This is a genomic window from Escherichia sp. E.sYA108, assembly GCF_011754335.1.
Taxonomy (GTDB): domain Bacteria; phylum Pseudomonadota; class Gammaproteobacteria; order Enterobacterales; family Enterobacteriaceae; genus Escherichia; species Escherichia coli.
Window position 1 is genome coordinate 1876648 of record NZ_JAAQVZ010000001.1, and the last position, 12488, is coordinate 1889135.

The window sequence follows — 12488 nt, forward strand, 5'->3', positions numbered from 1 at the left end:
AGATGCTGGAAGATCTGCGCGCCAACAGCTGGAGTTTACGCCCGTGCTGCATGGTTCTTGCCTATCGTGCCGCTCATTTTTGTTCGGTGTGGCGCAAAAAGAACGTCCTCAACAATCTTTGGGCGGCCCCGCTGCTGGTGCTGTATCGCATTATCACCGAATGCTTTTTCGGTTATGAAATCCAGGCCGCCGCGACCATAGGCCGACGCTTTACTATCCATCACGGTTACGCCGTAGTGATCAATAAAAACGTGGTCGCGGGGGATGATTTCACCATTCGTCACGGCGTCACTATCGGCAATCGTGGTGCCGATAACATGGCATGTCCACACATTGGCAACGGCGTCGAACTCGGTGCCAACGTCATTATTCTTGGTGATATCACGATTGGTAACAACGTCACCGTGGGCGCGGGCAGCGTGGTGCTCGACTCTGTCCCGGACAACGCGCTGGTGGTGGGAGAAAAAGCGCGAGTGAAGGTAATTAAATGAATATTCTGCAATTTAATGTGCGACTGGCGGAAGGCGGGGCAGCAGGTGTGGCGTTAGATCTCCACCAGCGCGCGCTGCAACAGGGGCTGGCGTCACATTTTGTCTACGGCTACGGCAAAGGCGGCAAAGAGAGCGTCAGCCATCAGAACTATCCGCAGGTCATCAAACATACGCCACGGATGACCGCGATGGCGAACATTGCGTTGTTTCGTCTGCTTAATCGCGATCTGTTCGGCAATTTCAATGAGTTATATCGCACCATTACTCGCACACCGGGCCCGGTGGTTCTGCATTTTCATGTGCTGCACAGCTACTGGTTGAATCTTAAGAGCGTGGTGCGCTTTTGCGAAAAAGTGAAAAACCATAAACCGGATGTCACTCTGGTCTGGACGCTACACGACCATTGGAGCGTTACCGGACGCTGCGCCTTTACCGACGGTTGCGAAGGCTGGAAAACGGGCTGCCAGAAATGCCCGACCTTAAATAACTATCCACCGGTGAAGATTGATCGCGCGCACCAGCTGGTGGCGGGTAAACGCCAGTTATTCCGCGAGATGCTGGCACTGGGCTGTCAGTTTATTTCCCCCAGCCAGCATGTGGCTGATGCTTTCAATAGTCTGTACGGTCCAGGGCGTTGCCGGATTATCAATAATGGCATTGATATGGCAACCGAAGCGATTCTGGCGGACTTGCCTCCGGTACGCGAAACCCAGGGCAAGCCGAAAATCGCAGTGGTGGCGCATGATCTGCGTTACGACGGCAAAACTAAGCAGCAACTGGTGCGCGAGATGATGGCGCTGAGCGACAAAATCGAACTGCATACTTTCGGTAAGTTCTCGCCGTTCACCGCTGGTAACGTTGTTAATCACGGCTTTGAAACTGACAAGCGCAAGTTGATGAGCGCGCTCAACCAGATGGATGCGCTGGTGTTCAGTTCTCGCGTCGATAACTACCCGCTGATTTTGTGTGAGGCGTTATCGATTGGCGTGCCGGTGATTGCCACCCATAGCGACGCGGCGCGGGAAGTGCTGCAAAAATCCGGCGGTAAAACCGTCAGCGAAGAAGAGGTGCTGCAACTGGTGCAGTTAAGCAAACCGGAAATCGCACAGGCGATATTTGGTACCACGCTGGCTGAGTTCAGCCAGCGCAGCCGCGCCGCCTACAGTGGACAACAGATGCTGGAGGAGTATGTCAACTTCTATCAGAATCTGTAGCTACCTGCTGCTGCCGCTGATCTACCTGCTGGTTAACGTCAAAATCGCCCAGCTTGGCGAAAGTTTCCCCATCACCATCGTCACTTTTTTACCTGTCTTGTTACTGCTGTTTTTAGAGCGCATCAGCGTTAAAAAATTGATGATTGCCTTAGGGATTGGCGCGGGGCTCACGGCGTTTAACTACCTGTTTGGTCAGTCGTTGGATGCCGGTAAATACGTCACTTCAACCATGCTGTTTGTCTATATTGTGATCATTATTGGCATGGTGTGGAGTATTCGCTTTAAAACGATTTCGCCCCACAACCACCGCAAGATATTACGCTTTTTTTATCTGGTGGTCGGGTTGGTGGTGGCGCTGGCGGCGGTGGAGATGGCGCAAATTATCCTCACCGGTGGCAGCAGTATTATGGAGTCGATTTCGAAATATCTGATTTACAGCAACAGCTATGTGCTGAATTTCATCAAATTCGGCGGCAAGCGCACGACAGCACTTTATTTCGAACCGGCATTTTTCGCTCTGGCATTAATCTCAATTTGGCTCAGCATCAAACAGTTTGGTATCAAAACGCCTAAAACCGATGCTATGATTCTCGCAGGGATAATATTATCCGGATCGTTTTCAGGGGTTATGACCTTTATCCTGTTTTATTTGCTGGAGTGGGCATTTCAATATCTGAATAAAGAGGCGATTAAGAAAAAGTTACCGTTAGCATTGATTTCTATGGCTGTATTCCTGGTTGGTGTGGTAATTGCATTTCCTTATATTTCCACCCGTCTGGGCGATTTAGGTACGGAAGGATCGTCATCATATTATCGTATTGTCGGTCCGCTGGTGATGGTCGGTTATTCTTTGACCCATATTGACGGTGTAGTCAGATTTGGCTCACTTTATGAATATGTCGCATCATTCGGAATATTTAACGGTGCGGATGTCGGAAAAACCATAGACAATGGTTTGTATCTGCTGATTATTTATTTTTCCTGGTTCGCGGTGCTTTTATCACTGTGGTACATGGGGAAAGTGATAAAAATGATGATCAACGCTTTTGGTGATAACCGCAATTTTCGCGTGCAATTATATCTTTTTACTCCGGTATCGCTGTTTTTTACCGGTTCGATATTTAGCCCGGAATATGCATTTTTAATCGTCTGTCCGTTTATTTTGCGAAAAGCGTTAAATATTACGAGGTAAGAATAAGAGCATGTTGCTTAGCATAATCACTGTCGCGTTTCGTAACCTCGCAGGGATAGTCAAAACACATGCCTCGCTGGCGCATCTGGCGCAGGCGGACGTTATCAGCTTCGAATGGATTGTTGTTGATGGCGGTTCCAACGACGGCACCCGTGAGTATCTGGAAAATCTCAATGGTATCTATAACCTACGCTTTGTCAGCGAACCAGATAACGGTATCTACGACGCCATGAACAAAGGTATTGAAATGGCGCAAGGCAAGTTCGCGCTGTTTCTCAATTCAGGCGATATTTTTCATCAGGATGCCGCAAATTTTGTCCGTAAGTTAAAAGTGCAAAAAGATAACATGATGATCACCGGCGATGCGCTGCTGGATTTTGGCGATGGGCATAAAATTAAACGTAGCGCCAAACCGGGTTGGTATATTTACCACAGCCTGCCCGCCAGTCATCAGGCGATATTTTTCCCGGTGTCCGGCTTGAAGAAATGGCGTTATGACCTGGAATATAAAGTTTCTTCCGATTACGCGCTGGCGGCCAAAATGTATAAAGCCGGTTATGCATTTAAAAAACTCAATGGCCTGGTGTCTGAATTTTCTATGGGTGGGGTATCTACCACCAATAATATGGAATTGTGTGCTGACGCCAAAAAAGTCCAACGGCAGATATTGCACGTGCCTGGCTTTTGGGCTGAATTATCCTGGCATTTACGCCAACATACGACCTCAAAGACGAAAGCCTTATATAACAAAAGCTGAATATAAGGGAAAACGATGCAGGATTTAAGTGGATTCTCGGTGCCGAAAGGGTTCCGGGGTGGCAACGCTATTAAAGTGCAATTGTGGTGGGCAGTACAGGCAACAATATTTGCCTGGTCGCCACAAGTATTGTATCGCTGGCGGGCATTTTTATTACGTTTATTCGGCGCAAAAATAGGAAAAAACGTAGTTATTCGTCCGTCAGTAAAAATTACCTATCCGTGGAAATTAACCTTAGGTGATTACGCATGGGTCGGCGATGAGGTCAATTTATATACCCTCGGTGAAATAACCATTGGCGCACATTCGGTGATATCGCAAAAAAGTTATTTATGCACCGGGAGCCACGACCATGCAAGTCAACATTTCACCATTAACGCCACGCCTATTGTGATTGGCGAGAAATGCTGGCTGGCAACCGATGTCTTTGTTGCCCCTGGCGTCACGATCGGCGACGGCACCGTCGTGGGTGCGCGAAGCAGTGTTTTTAAATCGCTTCCGGCAAATGTGGTTTGCCGGGGGAACCCCGCAGTGGTGATACGCAAACGCGTTGAAACTGAATAAATTCAAAAAATACAGAGGAATAAGACATGTCAAAAGTCGCTCTCATCACCGGTGTAACCGGACAAGACGGTTCTTACCTGGCAGAGTTTCTGCTGGAAAAAGGTTACGAGGTGCATGGTATTAAGCGTCGTGCATCGTCATTCAACACCGAGCGCGTGGATCACATTTATCAGGATCCGCACACCTGCAACCCGAAATTCCATCTGCATTATGGCGACCTGAGTGATACCTCCAACCTGACGCGCATTTTGCGTGAAGTGCAGCCGGATGAAGTGTACAACCTGGGCGCAATGAGCCACGTTGCGGTTTCTTTTGAGTCACCGGAATATACCGCAGACGTCGATGCGATGGGTACGCTGCGCCTGCTCGAGGCGATCCGCTTCCTCGGTCTGGAAAAGAAAACCCGTTTCTATCAGGCTTCTACTTCTGAACTGTACGGTCTGGTGCAGGAAATTCCGCAGAAAGAGACCACGCCGTTCTACCCGCGATCTCCGTATGCGGTTGCCAAACTGTACGCCTACTGGATCACCGTTAACTACCGCGAATCCTACGGCATGTACGCCTGTAACGGCATTCTCTTTAACCATGAATCCCCGCGCCGTGGCGAGACTTTCGTTACCCGCAAAATCACCCGCGCAATCGCCAACATCGCCCAGGGGCTGGAGTCGTGCCTGTATCTCGGCAATATGGATTCCCTGCGTGACTGGGGCCATGCCAAAGACTACGTAAAAATGCAGTGGATGATGCTGCAACAGGAACAACCGGAAGATTTCGTTATCGCGACCGGCGTTCAGTACTCCGTACGTCAGTTCGTGGAAATGGCGGCAGCACAGTTGGGCATCAAACTGCGCTTTGAAGGCACGGGTGTTGAAGAGAAGGGCATTGTGGTTTCCGTCACCGGGCATGACGCGCCGGGCGTTAAACCGGGCGATGTGATTATCGCCGTTGACCCGCGTTACTTCCGTCCGGCGGAAGTTGAAACGCTGCTCGGCGACCCGACCAAAGCGCACGAAAAACTGGGCTGGAAACCGGAAATCACCCTCAGAGAGATGGTGTCTGAAATGGTGGCTAATGACCTCGAAGCGGCGAAAAAACACTCTCTGCTGAAATCTCACGGCTACGACGTGGCGATCGCGCTGGAGTCATAAGCATGAGTAAACAACGCATTTTTATCGCTGGCCATCGCGGAATGGTCGGTTCCGCCATCAGGCGACAGCTCGAACAGCGCGGTGATGTGGAGCTGGTATTACGCACCCGCGATGAACTGAACCTGCTGGACAGCCGCGCGGTGCATGATTTCTTTGCCAGCGAACGTATTGACCAGGTCTATCTGGCGGCGGCGAAAGTGGGCGGCATTGTTGCCAACAACACCTATCCGGCGGATTTCATCTACCAGAACATGATGATTGAGAGCAACATCATTCACGCCGCGCATCAGAACGACGTGAACAAACTGCTGTTTCTCGGATCGTCCTGTATCTACCCGAAACTGGCAAAACAGCCGATGGCAGAAAGCGAGTTGTTGCAGGGTACGCTGGAGCCGACCAACGAGCCTTATGCCATTGCCAAAATCGCCGGGATCAAACTGTGTGAATCTTACAACCGCCAGTACGGACGGGATTACCGCTCAGTCATGCCAACCAACCTGTACGGGCCACACGACAACTTCCACCCGAGTAATTCGCATGTGATCCCAGCATTGCTGCGTCGCTTCCATGAGGCGACGGCACAGAATGCGCCGGACGTGGTGGTGTGGGGCAGCGGTACGCCGATGCGCGAATTTCTACACGTTGATGATATGGCAGCGGCGAGCATTCATGTGATGGAGCTGGCGCACGAAGTCTGGCAGGAGAACACCCGGCCGATGCTGTCGCACATTAACGTCGGCACGGGCGTTGACTGCACTATCCGCGAGCTGGCGCAAACCATCGCCAAAGTGGTGGGTTACAAAGGTCGGGTGGTTTTTGATGCCAGTAAACCGGATGGCACACCGCGCAAACTGCTGGATGTGACGCGCCTGCATCAGCTTGGCTGGTATCACGAAATCTCACTGGAAGCGGGGCTTGCCAGCACTTACCAGTGGTTCCTTGAGAATCAAGACCGCTTTCGGGGGTAATGATGTTTTTACGTCAGGAAGACTTTGCCACGGTAGTGCGCTCCACACCGCTTGTCTCTCTCGACTTTATTGTCGAGAACAGTCGCGGCGAGTTTCTGCTTGGCAAAAGAACCAACCGCCCGGCGCAGGGTTACTGGTTTGTGCCGGGAGGGCGCGTGCAGAAAGACGAAACGCTGGAAGCCGCATTTGAGCGGCTGACGATGGCGGAACTGGGGCTGCGTCTACCGATAACAGTAGGCCAGTTTTACGGTGTCTGGCAGCACTTTTATGACGATAACTTCTCCGGCACGGAATTCACCACTCACTATGTGGTGCTCGGTTTTCGCTTCAGAGTAGCGGAAGATGAGCTGTTACTGCCGGATGAGCAGCATGACGATTACCGCTGGCTGACGCCGGACGCGTTGCTCGCCAGTGACAATGTTCACGCTAACAGCCGCGCCTATTTTCTCTCTGAGAAGCGTGCCGGAGTACCCGGATTATGAAAATACTGGTCTACGGCATTAACTACTCGCCGGAGTTAACCGGCATCGGCAAGTACACCGGCGAGATGGTGGAATGGTTGGCAGCACAAGGTCATGAGGTGCGGGTTATTACCGCGCCGCCTTACTACCCGCAGTGGCAGGTGGGCGAGAACTATTCCGCCTGGCGGTACAAACGGGAAGAGGGGGCCGCCACGGTGTGGCGCTGCCCGCTGTACGTGCCAAAACAGCCGAGCACCCTGAAACGCCTGTTGCATCTCGGCAGTTTTGCCGTCAGCAGTTTCTTTCCACTGATGGCGCAACGTCGCTGGAAGCCGGATCGCATTATCGGCGTGGTGCCAACGCTGTTTTGCACGCCGGGAATGCGGCTGCTGGCGAAACTGTCTGGTGCGCGCACGGTGCTCCATATTCAGGATTACGAAGTGGACGCCATGCTGGGGCTGGGCCTTGCCGGAAAAGGCAAAGGCGGCAAAGTGGCACAGCTGGCAACGGCGTTCGAACGTAGCGGACTGCATAACGTCGATAACGTCTCCACGATTTCGCGCTCAATGATGAATAAAGCTATCGAAAAAGGCGTGGCGGCGGAAAACGTCATCTTCTTCCCCAACTGGTCAGAAATTGCCCGTTTTCAGCATGTCGCAGACGCCGATGTTGATGCCCTTCGTAACCAGCTTGGCCTGCCGGATAACAAAAAAATCATTCTTTACTCCGGCAATATTGGTGAAAAGCAGGGGCTGGAAAACGTTATTGAAGCTGCCGATCGCCTGCGCGATGAACCGCTTATTTTTGCCATTGTCGGGCAGGGCGGCGGCAAAGCGCGGCTGGAAAAAATGGCGCAGCAGCGTGGACTGCGCAACATGCAATTTTTTCCGCTGCAATCGTATGACGCTTTACCCGCATTGCTGAAGATGGGGGATTGCCATCTGGTGGTGCAAAAACGCGGCGCGGCAGATGCCGTATTGCCGTCGAAACTGACCAATATTCTGGCGGTAGGCGGTAACGCGGTGATTACCGCAGAAGCCCACACAGAACTGGGGCAGCTTTGCGAAACCTTTCCGGGCATTGCGGTTTGCGTGGAACCGGAATCGGTCGAGGCGCTGGTGGCGGGGATTCGTCAGGCGTTCCTGCTGCCCAAACACAACACGGTGGCACGTGAATATGCCGAACGCACGCTCGATAAAGAGAACGTGTTACGTCAATTTATAAATGATATTCGGGGATAATTATGGCGCAGTCGAAACTCTATCCAGTTGTGATGGCAGGTGGCTCCGGTAGCCGCTTATGGCCGCTTTCCCGCGTACTTTACCCCAAGCAGTTTTTATGCCTGAAAGGCGATCTCACCATGCTGCAAACCACCATCTGCCGCCTGAACGGCGTGGAGTGCGAAAGCCCGGTGGTGATTTGCAATGAGCAGCACCGCTTTATTGTCGCGGAACAGCTGCGTCAACTGAACAAACTCACCGAGAACATTATTCTCGAACCGGCAGGGCGTAACACCGCACCTGCCATTGCGCTGGCGGCGCTGGCGGCAAAACGTCATAGCCCGGAGAACGACCCATTAATGCTGGTGCTGGCGGCGGATCATGTGATTGCCGACGAAGATGCGTTCCGCGCCGCCGTGCGTAACGCCATGCCGTATGCTGAAGCGGGCAAGCTGGTGACCTTCGGCATTGTGCCGGATCTACCTGAAACCGGATATGGCTATATTCGTCGCGGTGAAGTGTCTGCGGGTGAGCAGGATACGGTGGCCTTTGAAGTGGCGCAGTTTGTCGAAAAACCGAATCTGGAAACCGCTCAGGCCTATGTGGCAAGCGGCGAATATTACTGGAACAGCGGCATGTTCCTGTTCCGTGCCGGACGCTATCTCGAAGAACTGAAAAAATATCGCCCGGATATTCTCGATGCCTGCGAAAAAGCGATGAGCGCCGTCGATCCGGATCTCGATTTTATTCGTGTGGATGAAGAGGCGTTTCTCGCCTGTCCGGAAGAGTCGGTGGATTACGCGGTCATGGAACGCACGGCAGATGCCGTTGTGGTGCCGATGGATGCGGGCTGGAGCGATGTCGGTTCCTGGTCTTCATTATGGGAGATCAGCGCCCACACCGCCGAGGGCAACGTTTGCCATGGCGATGTGATTAATCACAAAACTGAAAACAGCTATGTGTATGCCGAATCTGGCCTGGTCACCACCGTCGGGGTGAAAGATTTGGTGGTAGTGCAGACCAAAGATGCAGTGCTGATTGCCGACCGTAATGCGGTGCAGGATGTGAAAAAAGTGGTCGAGCAGATCAAAGCCGATGGTCGCCATGAGCATCGGGTGCATCGCGAAGTGTATCGTCCGTGGGGCAAATATGACTCTATCGACGCGGGCGACCGCTACCAGGTGAAACGCATCACCGTGAAACCGGGCGAAGGTTTGTCGGTACAGATGCATCATCACCGCGCGGAACACTGGGTGGTTGTCGCGGGAACGGCAAAAGTCACTATCGACGGTGATATCAAACTGCTTGGTGAAAACGAGTCCATTTATATTCCGCTGGGGGCGACGCATTGCCTGGAAAACCCGGGGAAAATTCCGCTCGATTTAATTGAAGTGCGCTCCGGCTCTTATCTCGAAGAGGATGATGTGGTGCGCTTCGCGGATCGCTACGGACGGGTGTAAACGTCGCATCAGGCGCTGTTTGTCGGATGCGGCGTGAACGCCTTATCCGACCTACGGTTCGGGTTTGTAGGCCTGATAAGACGCGGCAGCGTCGCATCAGGCAATGAATGCGAAACCGCGATGTAAATAACGACAAAAACAAAATTGGCCGTTTCGGTCAGGGCCAACTATTGCCTGAAAAAGGGTAACGATATGAAAAAGTTAACCTGCTTTAAAGCCTATGATATTCGCGGGAAATTAGGCGAAGAACTGAATGAAGATATCGCCTGGCGCATTGGTCGCGCCTATGGCGAATTTCTCAAACCGAAAACCATTGTGTTAGGCGGTGATGTCCGCCTCACCAGCGAAACCTTAAAACTGGCGCTGGCGAAAGGTTTACAGGATGCGGGCGTCGACGTGCTGGATATTGGTATGTCCGGCACCGAAGAAATCTATTTCGCCACGTTCCATCTCGGTGTGGATGGCGGCATTGAAGTTACCGCCAGCCATAACCCGATGGATTACAACGGCATGAAACTGGTGCGCGAAGGGGCTCGCCCGATCAGCGGCGATACCGGACTGCGCGACGTCCAGCGTCTGGCAGAAGCCAACGACTTTCCTCCCGTCGATGAAACCAAACGCGGTCGCTATCAGCAAATCAATCTGCGTGACGCTTACGTTGATCACCTGTTCGGTTATATCAACGTCAAAAACCTCACGCCGCTCAAGCTGGTGATTAACTCCGGGAACGGCGCGGCGGGTCCGGTGGTGGACGCCATTGAAGCCCGCTTTAAAGCCCTCGGCGCACCCGTGGAATTAATCAAAGTGCACAACACGCCGGACGGCAATTTCCCCAACGGTATTCCTAACCCGCTACTGCCGGAATGTCGCGACGACACCCGCAATGCGGTCATCAAACACGGCGCGGATATGGGCATTGCCTTTGATGGCGATTTTGACCGCTGTTTCCTGTTTGACGAAAAAGGGCAGTTTATTGAGGGCTACTACATTGTCGGCCTGCTGGCAGAAGCGTTCCTCGAAAAAAATCCCGGCGCGAAGATCATCCACGATCCACGTCTCTCCTGGAACACCGTTGATGTGGTGACTGCCGCAGGCGGCACCCCGGTAATGTCGAAAACCGGACACGCCTTTATTAAAGAACGTATGCGCAAGGAAGACGCCATCTACGGTGGCGAAATGAGCGCCCACCATTACTTCCGTGATTTCGCTTACTGCGACAGCGGCATGATCCCGTGGCTGCTGGTCGCCGAACTGGTGTGTCTGAAAGGAAAAACGCTGGGCGAACTGGTGCGCGACCGGATGGCGGCATTCCCGGCAAGCGGTGAGATCAACAGCAAACTGGCGCAACCCGTTGAGGCGATTAACCGCGTGGAACAGCATTTTAGCCGTGAGGCACTGGCGGTGGATCGTACCGATGGCATCAGCATGACCTTTGCCGACTGGCGCTTTAATCTGCGCTCCTCCAACACCGAACCGGTGGTGCGGTTGAATGTGGAATCACGCGGTGATGTGCCGCTGATGGAAGCGCGAACGCGAACTCTGCTGACGTTGCTGAACGAGTAATGTCGGATCTTCCCTTACCCCCACTGCGGGTAAGGGGCTAAAAACAGGAACAACGATGACAAATCTAAAAAAGCGCGAGCGAGCGAAAACCAATGCATCGTTAATCTCTATGGTGCAACGCTTTTCAGATATCACCATCATGTTTGCCGGGCTATGGCTGGTTTGCGAAGTGAGCGGACTGTCATTCCTCTACATGCACCTGTTGGTGGCGCTGATTACGCTGGTGGTGTTCCAGATGCTGGGCGGCATCACCGATTTTTATCGCTCATGGCGCGGTGTTCGGGCAGCGACAGAATTTGCCCTGTTGCTACAAAACTGGACGTTAAGCGTGATTTTCAGCGCCGGACTGGTGGCGTTCAACAATGATTTCGACACGCAATTGAAAATCTGGCTGGCGTGGTATGGGCTGACCAGCATCGGACTGGTGGTTTGCCGTTCATGTATTCGTATTGGGGCGGGCTGGCTGCGTAATCATGGCTATAACAAGCGCATGGTCGCGGTGGCGGGGGATTTAGCCGCCGGACAAATGCTGATGGAGAGCTTCCGTAATCAGCCGTGGTTAGGGTTTGAAGTGGTGGGCGTTTACCACGACCCGAAACCGGGTGGCGTTTCTAACGACTGGGCGGGTAATCTGCAACAGCTGGTCGAGGATGCGAAAGCGGGCAAGATTCATAACGTCTATATCGCGATGCAGATGTGCGACGGCGCGCGAGTGAAAAAACTGGTCCATCAACTGGCGGACACCACCTGTTCGGTGCTGCTGATCCCCGATGTCTTTACCTTCAACATTCTCCATTCACGTCTCGAAGAGATGAACGGCGTACCGGTGGTGCCGCTGTATGACACGCCGCTTTCCGGGGTTAACCGCCTGATAAAACGTGCAGAAGACATTGTGCTGGCGACGCTTATCCTGCTGCTGATCTCCCCGGTGCTGTGCTGCATTGCGCTGGCGGTGAAACTGAGCTCACCGGGACCGGTTATTTTCCGCCAGACTCGCTACGGCATGGATGGCAAGCCGATCAAAGTGTGGAAGTTCCGTTCCATGAAAGTGATGGAGAACGACAAAGTGGTGACCCAGGCGACGCAGAACGATCCGCGCGTCACCAAAGTGGGGAATTTTCTGCGCCGCACCTCGCTGGATGAATTGCCGCAGTTTATCAATGTGCTGACCGGGGGGATGTCGATTGTCGGTCCGCGTCCGCATGCGGTGGCGCATAACGAACAGTATCGCCAGCTCATTGAAGGCTACATGCTGCGCCATAAAGTGAAACCGGGCATTACCGGCTGGGCGCAGATTAACGGCTGGCGCGGCGAAACCGACACGCTGGAGAAAATGGAAAAACGCGTCGAGTTCGACCTTGAGTACATCCGCGAATGGAGCGTCTGGTTCGATATCAAAATCGTTTTCCTGACGGTATTCAAAGGTTTCGTTAACAAAGCGGCATATTGA

At 52.9% G+C, this 12488-nt stretch carries 12 protein-coding genes; all 12 read left to right on the plus strand.

Annotated features, from left to right (window positions below; translation table 11 throughout):
• The first annotated feature begins 2 nt into the window (after positions 1-2).
• The 12 genes from wcaB (at position 3) to wcaJ (ending at position 12488) form a co-directional block, all read left to right on the plus strand.
• Positions 3-491, plus strand: a complete 489-nt coding sequence (wcaB, locus tag HBM92_RS08785; protein WP_000888713.1) for a colanic acid biosynthesis acetyltransferase WcaB — start codon at positions 3-5, stop codon at positions 489-491.
• The gene (wcaC, locus tag HBM92_RS08790; RefSeq protein WP_001023933.1) at positions 488-1705 is read left to right on the plus strand and encodes a colanic acid biosynthesis glycosyltransferase WcaC; all 1218 of its coding nucleotides are present in this window, start codon (positions 488-490) and stop codon (positions 1703-1705) included. Before wcaB ends, wcaC begins: the two co-directional genes overlap by 4 nt.
• Positions 1680-2897, plus strand: coding sequence for a colanic acid polymerase WcaD (wcaD, locus tag HBM92_RS08795; protein WP_000107791.1), 1218 nt, complete (start codon positions 1680-1682; stop codon positions 2895-2897). The genes wcaC and wcaD overlap by 26 nt, the downstream gene beginning before the upstream one ends.
• A gap of 10 nt (positions 2898-2907) precedes the next feature.
• Positions 2908-3654 (plus strand): colanic acid biosynthesis glycosyltransferase WcaE, encoded by a 747-nt coding sequence (gene wcaE, locus HBM92_RS08800; RefSeq protein ID WP_000927020.1) that lies wholly within the window; start codon positions 2908-2910, stop codon positions 3652-3654.
• A gap of 15 nt (positions 3655-3669) precedes the next feature.
• Complete coding sequence (wcaF, locus tag HBM92_RS08805) at positions 3670-4218, plus strand: colanic acid biosynthesis acetyltransferase WcaF (protein ID WP_001153560.1); 549 nt, start codon at positions 3670-3672, stop codon at positions 4216-4218.
• Between the two features lie 26 nt (positions 4219-4244).
• Positions 4245-5366, plus strand: coding sequence for a GDP-mannose 4,6-dehydratase (gene gmd / locus HBM92_RS08810; protein WP_000048190.1), 1122 nt, complete (start codon positions 4245-4247; stop codon positions 5364-5366).
• Positions 5367-5368: 2 nt separating this feature from the next.
• Entirely contained in the window at positions 5369-6334 is a 966-nt protein-coding gene (gene fcl, locus HBM92_RS08815) for a GDP-L-fucose synthase (protein ID WP_000043612.1), read from the plus strand.
• A gap of 2 nt (positions 6335-6336) precedes the next feature.
• Positions 6337-6816, plus strand: a complete 480-nt coding sequence (gmm, locus tag HBM92_RS08820) for a GDP-mannose mannosyl hydrolase (protein WP_001443076.1) — start codon at positions 6337-6339, stop codon at positions 6814-6816.
• Positions 6813-8036, plus strand: coding sequence for a colanic acid biosynthesis fucosyltransferase WcaI (wcaI, locus tag HBM92_RS08825; RefSeq protein WP_000699726.1), 1224 nt, complete (start codon positions 6813-6815; stop codon positions 8034-8036). The genes gmm and wcaI overlap by 4 nt, the downstream gene beginning before the upstream one ends.
• Before the next feature lie 2 nt (positions 8037-8038).
• Complete coding sequence (cpsB, locus tag HBM92_RS08830; protein WP_000079263.1) at positions 8039-9475, plus strand: mannose-1-phosphate guanyltransferase; 1437 nt, start codon at positions 8039-8041, stop codon at positions 9473-9475.
• Between the two features lie 192 nt (positions 9476-9667).
• The gene (cpsG, locus tag HBM92_RS08835; RefSeq protein ID WP_001296216.1) at positions 9668-11038 is read left to right on the plus strand and encodes a colanic acid biosynthesis phosphomannomutase CpsG; all 1371 of its coding nucleotides are present in this window, start codon (positions 9668-9670) and stop codon (positions 11036-11038) included.
• A 55-nt stretch (positions 11039-11093) separates the two neighbouring features.
• Complete coding sequence (wcaJ, locus tag HBM92_RS08840; RefSeq protein ID WP_000183124.1) at positions 11094-12488, plus strand: undecaprenyl-phosphate glucose phosphotransferase; 1395 nt, start codon at positions 11094-11096, stop codon at positions 12486-12488.